This window comes from Kribbella antibiotica, assembly GCF_004349055.1.
Classification (GTDB): domain Bacteria; phylum Actinomycetota; class Actinomycetes; order Propionibacteriales; family Kribbellaceae; genus Kribbella; species Kribbella antibiotica.
Genome location: NZ_SMKX01000038.1, coordinates 28,530 through 45,723 on the forward strand (window position 1 = coordinate 28,530; position 17,194 = coordinate 45,723).

A 17,194-nucleotide genomic window follows, 5' to 3' on the forward strand; every position below is an offset into this window, starting at 1 on the left:
AAGCGCTTATCCTACGGCCATGAACGAGTTCGAGCCCGGCGCCGATCTGGTGTCCCGACTCCCGCTTCCCGGCCATGTGGTCGTGCTAGCCGACGGCCAGTGGCGCCGCGGCTGGCTGATCGGCCGTGAGCACGAGGAGACGGGATGGACCGGTCTGGTGCAGTACGAGGACGACGAGGGTACGGAGCGGACGGAACGCCTGCCGGCGGACCAGATCTCCCTGGCCGAGCCGGCCGGACCCACTGAGCAAGCCTCGTAAGAGGCTGCAGAAATGAGAAAGCCCCCGGGATGCGAGTCAACCGGGGGCTTTCTGCTGTAACGCCGGGCCGGGGCGCCTAGTCGGCGGACGAGGTTCCCGTCCCAGGCCCTTCGGGCGGTTGACCTGGGACGGGATCCTCAAGGCGTTACACACGGTGTATCGCTGGTGACGGCGCGAGTGTTACAGGAATCAGGGAAATTTCTTCCGGGTCTTTCGGCACAGCCGTTCTAGACCAGTTGGAGCAAGGGTCGGCCCCGGTGCACTCATCCCTGAACACCGGGGCCTGGACCGTCGGCCGCGCGCGCGATCGGCGATCCGTGCCCCTCAGGTGCCCCGGCTGTACGGCGTCATGCGCGCAGCGGCGATCGAATGCTCAGAAATGCACGGCGAGCAGGATCCGCCCCGTCTCGGAGCTGCGAATATCAAGCGCGCGAATCTCGCCACGCTGCAACTTCGTGGTCGCGGCCGGCTTCACCGTCGTACCGGGTGCGGCCGTCCAGGTCGCCAGCAACTGCGCCTTTCCGGAGTCGTCGGTCAGGTAGAGCTCGTAGCCTCGGGCGCGCTCACTCGGGGTCGCGAGCTCGTCGTACCGGCAGCTGATCTCGATCGTCGTCCCCCAGCGCTCCGGCACCAGCCGGGCATCCGCGGACAGCTTGCTCTCGACGGTCTGCGCGAGCACGACATAGTCGCCCTGCGGCTGGTCCTGCACCAACGGCACCGCGATCACCGCGCCGATCCCGATCGACACTGCCGCCACGGCCGCGACCATCCCACCGACGCGGAACCGCCGGCGCTTCTGATCCTCGCGCACTCTGCGCGCCAACCCGGGCAGCAGGTTCGGCGCTCTGGTCTGCACCGTCACCAACGCCTGGTCGCTCGGCAGCACAGCCAAAGCAGCCGGTACGGCGGTCAGCGACGCCACCGCCGCCGAACACTCGGCGCAGGTCGCGAGGTGTCCCTCGTACTCCCGCCGGTCCGTGGCCGGTAGCGCACCCACCAGATACGCCGCATCCCAGTCCCGGTACTGATCACTCACTGACTCGTCACCCCCTTCTCCTGCAACGCGAGCTTCAACGCCCGCAACCCATAGTGCAGCCGCGATTTCACGGTGCCCGACGGGATGTCCAACTCCTCGGCGATGTCGGTGACCGTCCGGCGTCCGTAGTACGCGCGGACGATCACCTGCCGATGATCCTCCGACAACTGGGCCAGCGACTCGGCCACCAGCCAGGCATCCAGTACGGCGTTCGCATGGTCCGTACTGGGTTTCTCCGGCAGGTCGTCGCTGGCCACCTCGCGGTTGACCCGGGCACTACGCCGATCGTCGATGACGAGATTGCGCGCCACCGTGAACAGCCAGGCCCGGGCACCCGCTTCGTCCTCGGTCAGGATCTGCGGCCTTCGCCATGCCCGGAGCAGGGTTTCCTGGACGACGTCCTCGGCCAGTCGGTCGTCGCCGGTCAGCCGCACCACGAACCGCCACAGCGCGGGAGCGTGCACATCGTGCAGCTCGCGCAGCATCGCGGCCCGGTCGTCGGCCATCGGGGCTCCTGCTCTGTCGGGCATGGTCTAAAGGCTCACTCGGTCGCCACCGCTGCCGTCTGCCGCTGCTGGAACGACGCGCTCGACCCCAGCGCCCAGGCGCCGTTCCCGAGGAACGCGATCAGCAGGAAGGCGAAGCAGAACAGCGCCGCTTTCTCGCCACCATTCTGCACGGGCAGCAAAGCATCCACCTGGTGGACGGTGAAGTAGGCGAACGCCATCGACCCCGACGACAGCAAAGCGGCGTACCGGGTACCGAACCCGATCGCCACCAGCGCACCGCCGACCATCTGGATCAAGGCGGCCCACCAGGACGGCCAGACGAACGCCTCGGCCTGCTTGGACCCGAGGACACCGAACAACGACGCAGCACCGTGACACGCGAACAGGAATCCGACGACGATCCGGAAGATTCCGATGACCTGTGACTGATAACGCTCCAGGACCTGCATGAGCCTCACTCCTCAAAGGGGCGGTTTTGGGGACTTGTTCTTGCGAACGGATCCTGGGCTCATCTGGTTCAACTGAAAGTGACCTTTATGTCACGAGCTGAAACGGTTGCACTGAACCGATCTAGTGTTGTAGAGCTCTCAACGACCGCACGAAGGCGTCGCGGTCGGCGGCCGGGAGCTGGCTGAGCAGCTCATCCTCGTAGGCCCGGATGCTCTTGCGGACCGTACGGCGAACGCGGCGTCCCTTGGCGGTGATCGACAGCAGCCGGACCCGGCGGTCGTCGGGATCCGGCGTCCGATCGATCAGGCCGGACAGCTGCAGTTCGTCCAGCGTGCCGATGATCCGCGACTTGTCCGCGCCGATCGCCGCGGCCAGCGCCGCCTGGGTGCGAACCGGCGTTTCGTCCAACGCGGTAAGGACCGAATAGCCCCACATCGAGACGTCGTGGGCGGCGAGGATCGGCGTCTCGGCCGCGATCAGCACCCGCACGAGCGGATACAGCAGCGCGGCCAGATCCGGGCGTTCGTCCATGAACCGGAAGATAGCACTGGCGCAATCATATGCAGGCGCTTATCGTCTACTCATGTCTACTATCGATTTCGTCGCTCTCGACCGCCGAGCCGTGACCGCCAGCATCGAGCTGGCCACTCGCGTCACCGCCGCCGATCTGACCAAGCCGACACCCTGCCGGGCCTGGACCGTCTACGGCCTGCTCGCTCACATGACCACGCAACACTACGGTTTTGCCACAGCCTCCCGCGGCGACGGCGACCCCGAGAGCTGGAAGCTCCGCGACCTCGGAGAGAACGCCGTACAGGCCTATATCGAGTCGGCCGAGCACGTCCTCGCAGCCTTCGCCGAGGATGGTGTGACCGAGCGAATCTTCCCGCTGCCGGAGTTCGGTCCGGACGTGAAGGTGCCCGGCCATCAGGCGATCAGCTTCCACTTCATCGACTACGTCGTCCACAGCTGGGACCTGGCCAAAGCGCTCGGAACCACCGTCGATTTCACCCCGGACGTCCTCGACGCAGCCTGGACCGTGGCCCAGATCGTCCCGGTAGGCGAGGCCCGACTGACCCCGGGCGCCGCCTTCGGTCCGGACATCAACTACACCGGCACCGAGCACCTCGACCGCATCGTCGCGCTCCTCGGCCGCTCCCCCGAGTGGCCGGCAACCTAGCCAGTCGCCCCCCGAAGACGTTCCAGTACAGGCCGGAAATAGTCGAAGCCGGGGGTCTCCAGCTCGGGGTCCTTGGCCTCGTCGTCCCAGCGACGAAGGGCCACAGCGTCTGCGTAGTAGGGCTCTGCTTCGAAGCGTTCGACCTGCTCCGGAGTCATCGGTCCCCCCTGGACCTCCAGCGTGAAGACCGAGGCCTCCGACAACTTCGCGAAGTACTCCGGTTCGGCCGCACACAGATAGCGCTTGGCGGCCACGTGCAGCCGGACGGGCTCCGTGACTGCGGGGCCGAACCACTGACCCAGCCAGTCGGATCCGCTGTGGCTGTGCCGATTGTCCGTGCCCTGCATGAGCTCGTCACCGCTCACAGCACCGTGGAAGTGGCCGACGTCGTGCAGCAACGCGGCCGCGATCAACGCGTCGGAGGCACCGGCCCGCTGTGCAAGGAAGCCGGCCTGGTACATGTGCTCGGCCTGGGTGACTGCCTCGCCGAAGTAGTCCTCAGCGCCCTGACCGGCAAACAACTCGGCGATCTCGTCGAGCGGGTTCATCCCTGCGCCTCCAGCGTGACCAGCGTGCTCAGCAGGCTCAGCAGGCTGTCGAGATCGGCATAACAACCCTGCAGGTGCCGCGAACCCGACTCAGCGAACGCCGTCCGTGCGTGCAGCAGCCGGGTGTTGTCGAAGATGACGCAATCGCCGGCCTCGAGCCGGAAGGTGAACAGCAACTCGGGTCGCAGAACGATCTCCGCAAAGGCCCGGTACGCCGTGTAGAACGCCTCGGACTGCGCAGTCGTCAGCCGCAGTGCCTGCATCGAGCGGTTGTTGAACCGGATCTCGCGCACCGCACCAGTGGCGTCGACCTCGATCAACGGCCGATCGGCGCGCAGACTCGCCGTGTCGTCCGACCAGGCAAAGGGCACCGGGATCGACGTCAGGATCGCAAAGGACTCAGGGTCCTCACGACGCAGCAGGGCGGCCGCCTGGAAACCGTCGACGAGACCGGACTCGCCACCGTCGACCGCATTGTCGAGACAGTGCAGCAACTGCAGCGTCGGGACCGGATCGCGGTACGGGTTGTCGGTGTGCGGCGCAATCGCCAGGCCGGTGAAGGCAAGGTTGTTCGGGTTCGCCTCAACACGAACGTCGAACAGCCTGCCATAGTTGGTCTCGCGGGGATATCCGAAGGTCTCGGCGATCGCCAGCACGGTCTCCTCGACCACCGGCGTCCCGCGCAGCAACGCAAACCCGAGGTCGCGGACGCCGCGCAGAATCCGGGCCCGCGTCGCGACATCATCGCCGTACGACGCCCAGGTCGCGGTAGGCACCAGGTCGGCAACTTCAGTTGCCGACCACAACCGCTTGGCCCGCTCGGTGCGGCCGTCACCGTGGTCGGCGACCCGCTGAGCGTCCAGCCAGCTCCGGGAGAAGTCCGCCCGGTGACCGTCCGGAGCGAACGTCACCGACACGGTCTGGTCCGATGTCGTGACGTCGAGCAGCTCCAGGTCAGCGGGTAGATCGGTGATACCGAACAACTTCTGCCCGTTCCGGGGGTCCTTGCACTGCGCGCACGGGCAGTTGTCGCGCAGCCAGATCGGCGGGAACGGCAGCAGGGCGGTGGACACGACAGCATCCTCTCGTCAGCAACTTGTCTAGCCAAGTTGTAACACGAGAAAATGAACGGAGGCCAAGCGTCAGCTGACTTCTGGCCCGGAATGCCAACGGGACAAGGCATTTCGGTTCACCGAGTTCCGCACCGTGAAGGCAACCTCCTGCCCCAGGTAACGGTCTTCCGACCACTCCAGCGGCACTCCGGACGGATCCGTCGTACGACGGCGCTCCCGCAGCAGCGGTGCCCGCGACCGGACCGCGAGTAGCCGCGCATCCTCGGCGGTCGCCGGCACGGCGTCGATGGTGTGCTCGGCATCCGCGAAGATCAGCCCGAGCTCTTCCAGCCGCTCGGTGATCGACCCACTCGGATCGATCCCGACGACGAGCTCGCCGACCGGCTCGGGATAGGCCGTGCGCTCGATCATCACCGGGCGGCCGTCGAGCATCCGGACCCGCGTGAGGTGGTAAACGTTCGCGCCTTCCGCCAGCGCCAATTGCTCTGCCTCCACCAAGGTCGCCGCGCGATGCTCCAAGCGGGCAACGCGTCCGCTCGGCTCCTCACCGACCGACCGGGCCCAGCGGGAGAAGCTCACCAAGTCGGCGAAGCTCTGCAACCGCGGCCCGCCCAGCACGGTTCGGCGCGCGCCCCGGCGGGACGAAATGACGCCGTCGGCAACCAATGCGGCGAAGGCCTGCCGGATGGTTCCCCGTGAGGCGTCATACTGGTCGGCGAGCTCACTCTCCGAAGGCAGTCGAGCACCGGGCGCATAGACTCCAGCCCGGATCGCCGCCTTCAGTTCGTCGGCGATCGAGCGGTACAGCGAGGCGTTGTCGGGGGCGGTCATACCGATCAGGTTAACGATCGGAGCGGCCAAACATGGCTGTACATCTTCTTGTACAGCCAAGTTCAGCTCCGCGTCGCCGAAGCGACCGCTTGGTTCCCGACTCTCCGGGAAGGCACGGCGACCGGCCGGGCCGATCTCGTTCGGTGGAGGATCCATGCGTTCACGTCCGACCCTGCTCGTCGCAGGCGCAATCGCGCTCGCTCTGAGCGCCACTGCCTGCGGAGCGTCCGCCGACGCCGACGCAAAGAAGCCGTCCGCCGCGGCGAGCGCGGCCTCGGCCGAGGCTGCCGGTGGGATGGACGCGCTGGTGGCGGCCGCGAAAGCCGAGGGCCAGCTCAACGTCATCGCGCTACCCCGCAACTGGGCCAACTACGGCGCCTCGATCGACAAGTTCAAGGCGAAGTACGGGATCAAGGTCGTCGAGGCGAACCCGGAGGGGTCCAGCCAGGACGAGATCACCGCGGTCAAGCAGCTCAAGGGCCAGGACCGCGCTCCCGACGTACTGGACATCGGCGGCGCCTTCGCGATCCAGGCGGCCAAGGACGGCCTGCTCGCGCCGTACAAGGTGGCGACCTGGGCCGATATCCCGGACGGCCAGAAGGAGAGCGACGGCAAGTACGTCCAGGACTACGGCGGCCTGATCTCGATCGGGTACGACGCGGCCAAGGTGAGCCCGGCGCCGACGTCGTTCGCCGATCTGACCAAGCCGGAGTACAAGGGCAAGGTCGCTCTGAACGGCGACCCGAACAAGGCGGGCGCGGCCTTCGCCGGCGTCCAGGCCGCGTCGCTGGCCGCCGGTGGCAGCCTCGATGACATTGCCCCCGGCATCGAGTTCTTCGGCAAGCTGAAGAAATCCGGCAACTTCCTGCCGGTCGCCGCCAGCCCGGCCACCATCCAGTCCGGCCAGACGCCGATCGTGATCGACTGGGACTACACGAACCTGTCGGCCGCGAACGAGCTCAAGGGCAAGGTCGACTGGAAGATCGCGTTGCCGTCGGACAGCAAGTACGCGACCTACTACAACCAGGCCATCAACGCGAACGCCCCGCACCCGGCGGCGGCCCGCCTGTGGCAGGAGTGGCTGTTCTCCGACGAGGGCCAGAATCTGTTCCTGCAGGGCTCGGCCCGTCCGGTCCGGCTCGACGCGATGACCAAGGCCGGCACGATCGACAAGACCGCCGCGGCCGCACTGCCGAAGGTCGAGGGCACCGTCGAGTTCCCGACCCAGGAGCAGGTCGACAAGGCCAAGACCACGCTGACCCAGAACTGGGCCAAGTCCGTTGGCTGACCGGCGGCGCTGGGCCGACCTGGCCGGGCTGTCGCCGTTCCTCCTGTACGTCGCGATCTTCCTGGGCGCACCGACCGTCGTACTGGCGGTTGGTGCGTTCCGGGGACCTGACGGCTGGACGCTGGAGAACCTGCACGCCGCATTCACCGGCGTGTACGGCGATGCGTTCGTGGTCAGCACCGAGTTGTCCCTGATCAGTGCGGTCATCTCGGCGGTCGTCGGGCTCGCGGTGGCGTTCGTGATCGCGGCGGCACCCGAGGAGGGTCCACTGCGACAGGTCGTGTCGACGGCGTCCGGCGTACTGGCGAACTTTGGTGGCGTACCGCTTGCGTTCGCGTTCATCGCGGCGTTCGGGCCGGTCGGCATGGTGACTCGCTGGCTGAGCACCAACGGTGTCGACATCAGTAGCTTCAGCCTGCACCTGTTCGATCTGAGCGGGCTGGTTGTCGTCTACCTGTACTTCCAGATTCCCCTGATGGTGCTGGTGATTCTGCCTGCGCTGGAAGGCCTGCGGCCGCAGTGGGTCGAGGCGGCTCGCAGCCTCGGTTCGAGCCGCTGGCAGTACTGGCGACTGGTAGGTGGACCGCTACTCTTCCCGCCGTTCGCCGGTGCGCTGCTGCTGCTCTTCGCCAACAGCTTCGCTTCTTATGCGACGGCCGCGGCGCTGACCAGCGGGTCGATTCCGCTGGTCCCGATCCAGATCGGTCAGGTCATGTCCGGGAACGTCGCTGCCGGCCAGGAGAACGTCGGTAAGGCGCTCGGCCTCGGCGCGATCGTCCTGGTCGCGCTGGCGATGGGCGGCTACGGCTGGGCTCAGCGCAAGACCACGAGGTGGCTGCGATGACGCGCCGCAAGGTCTTCGGCGGAGTCTTCCTGGCGCTGGTCGGGCTGTACTTCCTGCTGCCGCTGGCCGCCGCGATCGAGTTCAGCCTGCGTGATGTCGGGGACACCCACAGCCTCGAGGTGTGGAAGACGCTCTTCCAGCAGGACGGTTTCGTCACCAACCTGCTGACCTCGCTGAAGCTTGCCCTCGGCACCGTTGCGCTGACGCTGCTGATCATGGTCCCGACGGTGACCCTGATCCATCTCCGGATGCCGCAGTTCCGCCGGACGATGGAGGCGATCTGCGTGCTTCCGCTCGCGATTCCCGCCGTCGTACTGGCCAACGGCGTGTTTGTTGCGTTCCAGGGTGCACCGCCGTGGCTGAACGGTACGCCGGTCATCCTCTGCCTGGAGTACGTCGTACTGAGTCTGCCGTTCACGTATCGCGCCCTCGATGCGGGGCTGTCGGCCATCCCCGTGGTCGCCCTGGTCGAGGCCTCCCGGACGCTGGGCGGCGGCTGGGCAACCGCGCTGCTGCGGGTCGTCGTACCGAACCTGCGCACCGCGATCCTGAACGTCTCGATTCTGGCGGCCGCGCTCGCCCTCGGCGAGTTCACGCTCGCCAGTCTGCTCCTGATGGACACCCTGCCGGTCTGGACGGTCTCGGCCGGTCAGTCGAACGGCGCGGTCGCGACCGCCGCCTCGATGCTGATCCTGATCGTGTCCTGGGTGCTGCTCCTCGTGATGTCGGTGCTCAGCCGCCGTCGCTCCCGAACTCCGCGGAGGTCCCGATGACTGTGTTAATTAATGAGAAGGCTGCAAGTATCAGTCTGACCGGGATCACCCGCAGCTACGGCGCCGTCCGGGCCGTCGACGGGCTCGATCTCGAGATCGCGTCTGGCGAGCTGATCAGCCTGCTCGGACCATCTGGCTGCGGCAAGACAACTGCGCTCCGGATCATCGCCGGTCTCGAGCAGACCGACAGCGGCACGGTCGTTGTCGGCGGCAAGGACATCACCCGGACGCCGGCCAACAAGCGTGACATGAGCATGGTGTTCCAGTCCTACAGTCTGTTCCCGCATCTGAGCGCGGCCGACAACGTCGCGTTCGGACTGCGGCTGCGCGGCGTCAAACCCGCCGTACGGCGTCGTCGCGCCATCGAACTGCTGGAGTTGGTGTCGCTCGATCACCATGCGGATCGGTATCCGTCCGAGCTGTCCGGCGGCCAGCAGCAACGCGTGGCGCTCGCCCGCGCCTTGGCCGTGGAGCCCAAGGTGCTGCTGCTCGACGAACCACTGTCCGCACTGGACGCCAAGGTCCGCATCCAGCTCCGCGACGAGATCCGCACCCTGCAACGCCGCCTCGGCATCACCACGGTCTTCGTCACCCACGACCAAGAGGAGGCGCTGAGCATGTCCGACCGGATCGCGGTGATGAGCAACGGCCGCCTCGAACAATGTGGCTCACCGGCCGAGATCTACTCCCGCCCGGCGACCCCGTTCGTTGCTGAGTTCATCGGCTCGATGAACCACGTCCCCGGGATCGCCGACGGCGCCACGGTCACCGTGAGCGGCAGCCGGCTCCCGCTGAGCGTGCCCGGTTCGGGTGCCGTCACGGTTCTGATCCGCCCCGAGGCCGTTCGGCTGACCGACGATCCCAACGGGAATACGACCATCACCACGATCAGCTTCCGCGGTCCGGTCACTCGAGTTATAGGACGGCTGGACGACGGCACCCCCATCACAGCCGATCTCCCCAGCGTGCAGGCGGCCTCCTTTGCTGAAGGTGGCCGCGTCCACGTCACGTACGCCGAGGAGCCGGTCCTCACCAAGGCCGCTGACTAGCCTCAGCGTCAGCCGCGTATACACGGTTTCGATCTCGGTTCTGGTGTGATGTTTCCCCTTGTGGATAAGGAATGTGAGGCTTCGGTCGATTTGATCTGCTGTTTGTGATTGCTTACAGTAGAACGCATGTTCGATGATGATCTGACCTCGCTCTCGACGACCGACTTGCTGGAGTCGTCCGTCGAGCAGCGCGCGTCGGCCAACCGGGCCGAGGTGCGTGCCCTCGAACATGCCCAGGTCTATGCGGACCGTTTCCATCCCGACGCCTGCACTCCACGGCCCGGGCTACGTTCCATCGAAGGCCGTGAAGGCACGGTGGTTCTGGGCGGTGAGGGTTGCCCGCCGATGGCTGAGTTCGCGATTGCCGAGTATGCGGTCGTGCACGGCGTCTCGCACCAGACCGGAGCCAAGATGATCGGTGACGCGTTGGCGTTGCGGCACCGGTTCCCGCTCACCTGGGCGCGTGTTTTGTCCGGTGAGGCGACGCCGTGGAAGGCGTGCCGGCTTGTGCGTGATTGTGTGGACCTGTCCGCGGAGGCTGCCGCGTACGTCGATGGCAAGGTTGCGACGCTGATCGACACGATCACCCCGTACCGGCTGGACAAGATCGTCAAGGCAGCCAAGATGTATGCCGATCCCGAAGGCGCTCGCGCCGAAGCGGCCGCGAAGGTCCGCGAGCGTGGTGTGTTCATCGGCCGCTCCGACGAGCACGGAACCAAGACCATTTACATCCGTACGTCGTGTGGTGCCGCAAGCCGGTTCAACGCCACGATCGGCGCGCTGGGGGATGCACAGCAGGTCTTCGGCGACACCCGCCCAGTTCAGGAGCGTCGCGCTGATGCGATCGGCATCATCGCCGACCCGGTGTTCGCCCAAGAACTCCTGGACCAGGCCCGCAGTCATCCCCAGATGTCCACTCCGCCCACCACCACCGACGACACCAAGCCAGACGTGCCGGCGCCGCCGACGTCCCCACCGGGCACTACCGTCCCGGGCGCTGCAGCCGCGGGGGCCACCCCGGACACGACTGCTCCGGGTTCTGCGGTGGAGGAGTGGGATGGGGGCTGTGGTGTTGAAGAGCCTGGGGTCGATGACGAGGCAGACCGCGATGCACCGCACCCGGGCAGCAGTAACCTGCCCGATCCTCTCGACCACCCTGACCGTCGCGGAACCCGGCTAGGCGAGCCGTTCGACCCTGCCACCTGCCGTCAACCCGACGACGGCCACGCCATGGACCCGGAAGCACAACACGCACTCGCCAGACGGCTGGCGCAGATCAAACAAGCTGCCTATGCCCGCCTCGCCACCGCCACCGGTGCGACGGCGGCGGGCAACGCGGCACGCCCACGTTCCTCAGGTGCAGCTGCACGCCCGGGTAAGACCGAGATCTACGTCCACCTGACCGACCACACCCTCGCCGCAGGCGCTGGTGCTGGTAGCGGTGATGGTGTGGTGCGGGTCGAAGGAATCGGGCCGCTGCTCACCAGCCAACTCGCCGAACTGATCGGCTACGGCCCCTACACCGTCAAGCCAGTCATCGACCTCAACGACGCCATCTCGGTCAACTGCTACGAGGCCACCGACCGCATCCGCGAACGCATCAAACTCACCCACCCCGTCGAACTCTTCCCATACGGGACTCGTGAAACCAGCAGAACCATCGACCTAGACCACATCGACCCCTACGACCCCCTCGGTCCACCGGGTCAGACGAGCACGTCAAATCTCGCGCCGTTGAGCCGCTTCGGTCACCGGGTGAAGACCCATGCGCGCGGATGGACTGCGCGCCGGATCGACCAGAAGACCCTCGAATGGAGGACACCCCATGGATTCGTCTTCCACGTCGGCCCCACCGGCACCCGCCGCATCATCACCGAACCCCAGGACTAGCCGGCCCGGAGTTCCGTTCGAGGGTGGCCTACTCCGGCGGGATCGTCTCGTGGGTGACCGGGCTGGGGATACCGCGGCGGAAGGGCCGGGGGACATAGGTTGCCGGCTTGTCCGACGGCAGGAGCGGGAGGTCGAACGAGGTGGTGTTGGGGTCCAGGTAGGCGGCGACGTCGGTGGCTTGCGCCGTACGGCGGCGTTCGAGGAGATATCCGTCTTCGTCCGAGGCGGAGTCGGTCCAGGTGAGCTGGATCTCCTTGGCGCCTGGACGGGCGGTCGCGGGCCGGCCCTCGGGTGCGGTCAACGGCGTGACGCGGTAATAGAAGGTTGCCTCAGGCATCAAGTCGGGGTGCTCGAACTCATGCTTGTCCGGAGGCAGGAAACCCAGGATCGTGTACTCGCCGTTCGGCTCGGTCGCGTATTCGACCATCAAGTAGGCGGCGTCGACGGGCGCGCCCGACCACCGCAGGGTCACGTCATCCGTGACGAGGCTGGCGGTGAGCTGGAACGTCTGGTGCACCGGAGGCTGGTCGGCGGGGGCGCAGCCGACCAGCGTCAGGAGGGCGCACAGGACGGCGCCGACGACCTTCATTTCACTTGCGCCAGAACTGGACGCCGCTCCAGGTGGCCTGGATGGGACCGGAGCCGCTGTCGGTCCGGTAGGTGCCGAACTTGTCGTAGAAGCTGCCGCCGGGGCTCGACATGGAATGCTTCAGCGAACCGTTGATGTAGGTGCGGTGCTGGCTGCCGACCACGTGCACGGTGTTGACCCGCACGGTGGTTCCAACCGTCGCGCCGCCGGCGATCGTGTCGCCGCCGACTCGATAGAGGCGACCACCGTTCTCCACGGCCAGCATGAAGAACGGGCCGGAGCCGCTTTCGTTGAACGTCTGCTTGAGGCTGATCCGGCTGCCGGTCATCGACGTGATCCGGAAGGACCCTTCGAACTGCCGGGTCCCACTCGAGTACGTCGCATACCGGCGCTCGGCCCGCTGGTCACCGCTGCCGGTGGAGCAGGTCAGCCGGAAGTTCAGGCCGTCGATCTGACCGCAGCCGCGTTCCTGTTCGGAGAACGTCGGCGAATAGGAGGTCCAGCCACCGGGCTCGACCTGGGCGTAGGCCGCAGCCGGCGCCAACAGGCCCAAAGCGGCGGCAGTGCACAGAGTGCGCAGAATTCTCATCGCTATACCTCATCGGAAAGTCGGGGGCGGTAACTGTCCGCGTACGCGAGCCCACCGTAGGGCAACCGCTTACCCGTCAGCTAGTGGCTGGCATGGGACTTTTCGCACCCAAGTTCCACACAAGGTCGACCAGGCAACTACCGGATCCGGCGGACCAGCCGGGTGGCGAGGAGCTCAAGGCTCAGTACGACGGCGAACAGCAGAAGCAGAATCATCGTGACGACGGCATACTCGCGGGTGCGCATGGCCTGCAGCAGGTAGAGGCCGATGCCTCCGCCGCCGACGATGCCCAACAACGTGGCGGCGCGCAGGTTGGAGTCGAGTTGGTAGAGCAGGTTGCTGACAAGGTCCGGGACGCCTTGCCGGAAGGTCGCACCAAAGAACGTCTGCAGACGGGATGCCCCCACACTCCGCAGCGCCAAGGCAGGCGACGGTGGGAGCTGTTCGGTGGAGTCGGCAACAAGTTTGCCGAGCAGCCCGGAGGCGCCGACGGCTAACGCAAGGGTGGCCGCGACTGGGCCGGGACCGGCGATCAGTAGGAACAGTACGGCGAGAACGAGCTCGGGAATGCTCCGCACGATCAACACCACCGCCCGGGAAACGAAGTACACGAAGCGATTCGGTGCAACGTTGCTAGCAGCCACTGATCCCAGCGGTACGGCGACCAGCGCGCCCAGGGCCGTCGCCGCCAACGCGACCTGGACAGTCGTCAGCAAGGCGGTCCCCAGTTCAGCACCCGCCGTCGTCGGCGGCCAGAAGAGAGTCAATGTCTCTAGCCAGTTGCCGGCAAGATCAACCTCGAGGACCCCGCTAGCCACGATCGCCCAGCCGACGGCCAACACACCACCGACCGCCACGACCTTGCACAGCCGCGCAGGTATTCCGTGCCGACGGATCGCTCCCGAGCTGATCTCGGTCAGCGCACACAGCACGAACAAGACGACGGCCCACGCCATCCCCCGCTGGTAGTCGAGCCGCCCGAAGGCCATCGCCAGCTCGGTCCCGATCCCCGTGCTGCCGACATACCCGAGGATCGCGGAGATCCGGAGGTTGATATCCAAGCGGTACAACGCGATCGAGAGAAACGACGGCGCGACCTGCGGAAGGACCGCCGTGCAGAAGGTCTGGATCCGGCCAGCCCCGACAGCCCGCAGCGCCTCCTGTGGCCCACGATCAGCCTGTTCAACCGCGGCCGCATACAACCGCCCGACCATGCCAGCCGAATGCAACCCCATCGCCAGCACTGCAGGCAACGCCCCCAGCCCGAAGAACCGAATGAAGATCACCGCCAGTACGACGTCCGGCAGCGCCCGGGCCGCGGTGAGCGCAACCCGCGAGGCCCCGGCGGTGAATCGGCGCCCAACTGTGGCTGCAACCGCCAGCGCACCCCCAAGCAGCACCGACACCAAGGTGGCGAGCAGCACTACCGCCATGGTCCGGCCCACCTGCGTGAGGATCTCGCCCAGCGGCGGGAAGTCCAACGGCCAGGCCCGCCGCAAGAATCCCCCGGCCTGCCCAATCCCGCCAAGTGATGGCCCAGCCTTGAGCGTCAGATCAGCAAGCGCCCAGAACCCGAGCGCCGCAAGGGCAATCAGGGCAAAGCGGGCTCTCACTCGGCGGCGCCATATACCCGGGCCAGCGTCTCCTCATCAACCTCGGACACCTGCTGATCACTGAACACTCGACCGCTCCGCAACCCAACGACGCGAGTGGCGAACGACAACGCCGGTGCGACCTGATGCAGGCTGCAGATGACCGTCAGCTGTTCCTCGCGGGCGATGCCGCGCAGCAACTCGAGTACGGTCGTAGCCGAAGACGGATCGAGCGCAGCCACCGGCTCATCCGCGAGCAGGATCTGAGGTTGCTGAACCAACGCCCGAGCGATCGCAACCCGCTGCTGCTCACCACCCGACAAGGTGTCGGCCCGCTGATACGCCTGCGCAGACAACCCGACCCGATCCAATTGCTCAGCCGCCAGCCGCCTGACAGCTCGCGGATAGGTGGCGAGGCCCAACCGTGGACCGGCCAGCCGCCCGAGCGCCCCGCTGCAGGCGTTCTCCAGCGCCGATAACCGCCCAACCAGCTGAAAACCCTGGAAAACAAAGCCAATCCGACGCCGCAACCGCCGAAGCTCACGCTCTCGAGCAGTCGAGACCTCAGTCCCGAGCACAGTCAATCCACCCGACGTGGCCTGCTGAAGACCAGCGACGTGCCGCAACAACGTGGACTTCCCGGCCCCCGACCGCCCCAGCAGTACGACGACTTCCCCTCGCCGTACCTCGAGTTCGACTTCGTCGAGAGCGCGCGCCGATCCGAACATCTTGGTCACCGCCCGCAGGCTGACGACGGGCGACTCAGCCGCCACAGACCTTCACCTTGGTCGCCGCGCACGCCTCCCGAACGGAGTCGTAGAGGGAGTCGGACACCGGCGCAAACCCCCAGACCCCAGCCACGTCCGGTACGCCAAGTGCGTCAGCGTTCCCCTCCGAGATCACCGCGTCGGCCAACGTCTTCCGCAGTCCAGGGTTCAGCTTCGTGGACACAGCCAGCGGCCCGTTGACGATCGGCCCCGACGTCCAGATCTTCTGAAAGTCCTTCTGGGCAATGCGTCCCTCACTCGGCAGCGCCTCGTCGAACAACCGATCCTGGACGGCGCCCGCGTCGCAATCCCCGTCGCGTACCCCGAGCACAGTCGCGTCGTGCCCACCGGCGTACCGAGCGGTGTAGTCGCCCGAACCGATGCCCTCGGCAAGTAATGCCGCCACCGGATACAGGTAGCCCGAGGTCGAGTTCGGATCGACGAAACAGACCCGTTTGCCGCGCAGATCGCCCAGCGACCGGATCGGCGAACCAGCTTTGGTGACCAGATACGACCGGTACTCCGGCTTCGCGCCCTTACGCATGATCTCGACCCCCAACGGCTCGACCCCGGCGCCCGTATCGTGCGCAAGCACATACGACAGCGATCCGTAGACCGCGAGCTGGATGACACCGGCTCGCTGACCTTCGATCAGGGCCGCGTAGTCGGTGAGCACCTTGAGCTCGACCGGCTTCCCGCTCGCCTTCTCGAGCATCGCCACGAACGGCTTCCAGTCGTCGGTGACCGACTGCGAGTTCTCGTACGGAATGACCCCCAGCACCAGCCGCGGCGGATCGGCCGGATCGGCCCCCGCACCACACCCGGCCACGGCGGCCAGCACCGTCGCGACCAGCAGCGCCAACAGCGCACGCGCTCGCCTCACTACCCTCACCACTCCCCCAGGTCCGGCTTCCGAGCCCGAGGGTAGCTCTGAGATCCCGCTGCCGCCGCAGCCTGCGCGGCGAATTCACCCGCCGCTCACCTGATCTCCATGGCTGCTTGGCGGTTCGATGCCCGGCGACGGTCGCCGGATTTCTTTTCCGATATTCACGACCGAGCATTCCTGATATTGTTGGAAACAATGCAATCGCCCCTTCTGACGGAGGTTCGTGTGAGTTCGATCGACACCACCAGACCGACCTCGGCCCGCATATATGACTACATGCTCGGCGGCACCCAGAATTTCGAGGCCGACCGCGCCGTCGCCGACCGGCTCAACAGTGTTGCGCCGTTCCGCCGGATGGCCTTGCTGAACCGGGAGTTCCTGGTCAAGGCAGTGCGCGTGATGGTGCAGTCGGGGGTGACTCAGTTCCTCGACATCGGCTCCGGGATTCCCACGGCAGGCAGTGTTCATGAGACTGCAAGGGCGCTCGATCCGGCCGCCCGAGTGGTGTACGTCGACAACGATCCGACCGCCGTCGAGCACAGCCGGCAACTCCTCGCCGGCGCCGATGGGATTGCCGTGGTGGAGGCCGATCTCACCACCCCGGCAAGCGTTCTCGACCACCCCGAAACTAATGCGGTGATCGATTTCGATCAACCGGTCGGATTGCTTTTCCTCGGCGTTGTTCAATACCTTCCGGAAAGCCTCGAACCAGCCACTCTGATCAATCGCTACTTGACCGCTCTCGCACCCGGCAGCCAGCTCGCGCTGACGCATTTCACGGCCGATAATTTCGAGACTGAGATGGCCGCCGCGGTCGAGTTCTTCGCCAGCACCGCCGCCCCGATGTTCCCGCGCGACCGAGCCGCCGTCACCGCCCTGTTCGGAGACCTCGAGCTGGTCGACCCGGGCGTAGTCTTCACCGCCCGCTGGCGCCCCGAGCCCGATGGTGTCGGCGCCGACGACCCCGACCGCTCCGGCCACTACGCCGGCATCGGCCGCAAGGTCTGAACCCAAGCCGCCGAGGCCGTCAACCGGCCTCGG

The 17,194-nt window shown here is 66.6% G+C and carries 20 protein-coding genes; 8 read left to right on the plus strand and 12 right to left on the minus strand.

The genetic code is table 11. The annotated features are described in order from the left end of the window. The first annotated feature begins 19 nt into the window (after nt 1-19). A complete protein-coding gene (locus E1263_RS15780) occupies nt 20-259 on the plus strand; it encodes a hypothetical protein (protein ID WP_132168063.1) in 240 nt (79 codons plus the stop codon). Between the two features lie 373 nt (nt 260-632). Here the strand turns inward: E1263_RS15780 and E1263_RS15785 are convergent, their stop codons facing one another. From E1263_RS15785 to E1263_RS15800, 4 genes are all read right to left on the minus strand, one after another. After that, entirely contained in the window at nt 633-1,295 is a 663-nt protein-coding gene (locus tag E1263_RS15785; RefSeq protein ID WP_132168064.1) for an anti-sigma factor family protein, read from the minus strand. Next, nucleotides 1,292-1,825 carry a sigma-70 family RNA polymerase sigma factor gene (locus tag E1263_RS15790; protein WP_165956628.1) on the minus strand — a complete coding sequence of 178 codons (534 nt, stop codon included), beginning with the start codon at nt 1,823-1,825 and terminating at the stop codon, nt 1,292-1,294. Before E1263_RS15790 ends, E1263_RS15785 begins: the two co-directional genes overlap by 4 nt. An 11-nt stretch (nt 1,826-1,836) precedes the next feature. Continuing rightward, entirely contained in the window at nt 1,837-2,253 is a 417-nt protein-coding gene (locus tag E1263_RS15795; protein ID WP_132168065.1) for a DoxX family protein, read from the minus strand. 121 nt (nt 2,254-2,374) lie between these two features. Further along, nucleotides 2,375-2,785, minus strand: coding sequence for a MarR family winged helix-turn-helix transcriptional regulator (locus E1263_RS15800; RefSeq protein ID WP_132168066.1), 411 nt, complete (start codon nt 2,783-2,785; stop codon nt 2,375-2,377). A 52-nt stretch (nt 2,786-2,837) separates the two neighbouring features. Between E1263_RS15800 and E1263_RS15805 the strand changes: the two genes are divergently transcribed. Further along, entirely contained in the window at nt 2,838-3,434 is a 597-nt protein-coding gene (locus E1263_RS15805) for a TIGR03086 family metal-binding protein (RefSeq protein ID WP_132168067.1), read from the plus strand. On the opposite strand, the gene E1263_RS15810 is transcribed toward E1263_RS15805, so the two are convergent. From E1263_RS15810 to E1263_RS15820, 3 genes are all read right to left on the minus strand, one after another. Continuing rightward, nucleotides 3,431-3,982, minus strand: coding sequence for a phosphonate degradation HD-domain oxygenase (locus E1263_RS15810; protein ID WP_132168068.1), 552 nt, complete (start codon nt 3,980-3,982; stop codon nt 3,431-3,433). The two genes, E1263_RS15805 and E1263_RS15810, sit on opposite strands and share 4 nt — an antisense overlap. After that, the gene (gene tmpA, locus E1263_RS15815; RefSeq protein WP_132168069.1) at nt 3,979-5,055 is read right to left on the minus strand and encodes a 2-trimethylaminoethylphosphonate dioxygenase; all 1,077 of its coding nucleotides are present in this window, start codon (nt 5,053-5,055) and stop codon (nt 3,979-3,981) included. The genes E1263_RS15810 and tmpA overlap by 4 nt, the downstream gene beginning before the upstream one ends. 69 nt (nt 5,056-5,124) lie before the next feature. Next, nucleotides 5,125-5,886, minus strand: a complete 762-nt coding sequence (locus E1263_RS15820) for a GntR family transcriptional regulator (protein ID WP_132168070.1) — start codon at nt 5,884-5,886, stop codon at nt 5,125-5,127. A 154-nt stretch (nt 5,887-6,040) separates the two neighbouring features. Between E1263_RS15820 and E1263_RS15825 the strand changes: the two genes are divergently transcribed. From E1263_RS15825 to E1263_RS15845, 5 genes are all read left to right on the plus strand, one after another. After that, on the plus strand, nt 6,041-7,174 hold the full coding sequence (locus E1263_RS15825) for an extracellular solute-binding protein (RefSeq protein ID WP_132168071.1): 1,134 nt from the start codon (nt 6,041-6,043) through the stop codon (nt 7,172-7,174). Further along, a complete protein-coding gene (locus tag E1263_RS15830; RefSeq protein WP_202868899.1) occupies nt 7,167-8,018 on the plus strand; it encodes an ABC transporter permease in 852 nt (283 codons plus the stop codon). Before E1263_RS15825 ends, E1263_RS15830 begins: the two co-directional genes overlap by 8 nt. Then, the gene (locus E1263_RS15835; RefSeq protein WP_132168072.1) at nt 8,015-8,791 is read left to right on the plus strand and encodes an ABC transporter permease; all 777 of its coding nucleotides are present in this window, start codon (nt 8,015-8,017) and stop codon (nt 8,789-8,791) included. The genes E1263_RS15830 and E1263_RS15835 overlap by 4 nt, the downstream gene beginning before the upstream one ends. Beyond that, nucleotides 8,788-9,840 carry an ABC transporter ATP-binding protein gene (locus E1263_RS15840; protein ID WP_132168073.1) on the plus strand — a complete coding sequence of 351 codons (1,053 nt, stop codon included), beginning with the start codon at nt 8,788-8,790 and terminating at the stop codon, nt 9,838-9,840. Before E1263_RS15835 ends, E1263_RS15840 begins: the two co-directional genes overlap by 4 nt. 126 nt (nt 9,841-9,966) lie before the next feature. After that, complete coding sequence (locus E1263_RS15845; RefSeq protein WP_132168074.1) at nt 9,967-11,730, plus strand: DUF222 domain-containing protein; 1,764 nt, start codon at nt 9,967-9,969, stop codon at nt 11,728-11,730. A 28-nt stretch (nt 11,731-11,758) separates the two neighbouring features. Here E1263_RS15845 and E1263_RS15850 read toward each other — a convergent pair whose 3' ends face one another. From E1263_RS15850 to E1263_RS15870, 5 genes are all read right to left on the minus strand, one after another. After that, the gene (locus E1263_RS15850) at nt 11,759-12,319 is read right to left on the minus strand and encodes a fibronectin type III domain-containing protein (RefSeq protein WP_132168075.1); all 561 of its coding nucleotides are present in this window, start codon (nt 12,317-12,319) and stop codon (nt 11,759-11,761) included. A gap of 1 nt (nt 12,320) precedes the next feature. Continuing rightward, complete coding sequence (locus tag E1263_RS15855) at nt 12,321-12,908, minus strand: hypothetical protein (RefSeq protein WP_132168076.1); 588 nt, start codon at nt 12,906-12,908, stop codon at nt 12,321-12,323. Nucleotides 12,909-13,045: 137 nt separating this feature from the next. Further along, on the minus strand, nt 13,046-14,521 hold the full coding sequence (locus E1263_RS15860; protein ID WP_202868900.1) for a PhnE/PtxC family ABC transporter permease: 1,476 nt from the start codon (nt 14,519-14,521) through the stop codon (nt 13,046-13,048). Further along, nucleotides 14,518-15,273, minus strand: coding sequence for a phosphonate ABC transporter ATP-binding protein (gene phnC, locus E1263_RS15865; protein WP_202868901.1), 756 nt, complete (start codon nt 15,271-15,273; stop codon nt 14,518-14,520). The genes E1263_RS15860 and phnC overlap by 4 nt, the downstream gene beginning before the upstream one ends. After that, entirely contained in the window at nt 15,263-16,150 is an 888-nt protein-coding gene (locus E1263_RS15870) for a phosphate/phosphite/phosphonate ABC transporter substrate-binding protein (RefSeq protein ID WP_132168078.1), read from the minus strand. The genes phnC and E1263_RS15870 overlap by 11 nt, the downstream gene beginning before the upstream one ends. A gap of 108 nt (nt 16,151-16,258) precedes the next feature. Here E1263_RS15870 and E1263_RS15875 point away from each other — a divergent pair, with 108 nt between their 5' ends. Continuing rightward, entirely contained in the window at nt 16,259-17,161 is a 903-nt protein-coding gene (locus tag E1263_RS15875) for an SAM-dependent methyltransferase (RefSeq protein WP_202868902.1), read from the plus strand. The last annotated feature ends 33 nt before the right edge of the window (nt 17,162-17,194 follow it).

Bases quoted from the DNA above. Each gene is read 5' to 3' on its own strand.
- E1263_RS15780 (WP_132168063.1), top strand. From the start codon at position 20: ATGAACGAGTTCGAGCCCGGCGCCGATCTGGTGTCCCGACTCCCGCTT.
- E1263_RS15790 (WP_165956628.1), bottom strand. From the start codon at position 1,825: ATGCCCGACAGAGCAGGAGCCCCGATGGCCGACGACCGGGCCGCGATG.
- E1263_RS15795 (WP_132168065.1), bottom strand. From the start codon at position 2,253: ATGCAGGTCCTGGAGCGTTATCAGTCACAGGTCATCGGAATCTTCCGG.
- E1263_RS15800 (WP_132168066.1), bottom strand. From the start codon at position 2,785: ATGGACGAACGCCCGGATCTGGCCGCGCTGCTGTATCCGCTCGTGCGG.
- E1263_RS15805 (WP_132168067.1), top strand. From the start codon at position 2,838: ATGTCTACTATCGATTTCGTCGCTCTCGACCGCCGAGCCGTGACCGCC.
- E1263_RS15810 (WP_132168068.1), bottom strand. From the start codon at position 3,982: ATGAACCCGCTCGACGAGATCGCCGAGTTGTTTGCCGGTCAGGGCGCT.
- E1263_RS15820 (WP_132168070.1), bottom strand. From the start codon at position 5,886: ATGACCGCCCCCGACAACGCCTCGCTGTACCGCTCGATCGCCGACGAA.
- E1263_RS15825 (WP_132168071.1), top strand. From the start codon at position 6,041: ATGCGTTCACGTCCGACCCTGCTCGTCGCAGGCGCAATCGCGCTCGCT.
- E1263_RS15835 (WP_132168072.1), top strand. From the start codon at position 8,015: ATGACGCGCCGCAAGGTCTTCGGCGGAGTCTTCCTGGCGCTGGTCGGG.
- E1263_RS15840 (WP_132168073.1), top strand. From the start codon at position 8,788: ATGACTGTGTTAATTAATGAGAAGGCTGCAAGTATCAGTCTGACCGGG.
- E1263_RS15845 (WP_132168074.1), top strand. From the start codon at position 9,967: ATGTTCGATGATGATCTGACCTCGCTCTCGACGACCGACTTGCTGGAG.
- E1263_RS15850 (WP_132168075.1), bottom strand. From the start codon at position 12,319: ATGAAGGTCGTCGGCGCCGTCCTGTGCGCCCTCCTGACGCTGGTCGGC.
- E1263_RS15855 (WP_132168076.1), bottom strand. From the start codon at position 12,908: ATGAGAATTCTGCGCACTCTGTGCACTGCCGCCGCTTTGGGCCTGTTG.
- E1263_RS15875 (WP_202868902.1), top strand. From the start codon at position 16,259: ATGGCTGCTTGGCGGTTCGATGCCCGGCGACGGTCGCCGGATTTCTTT.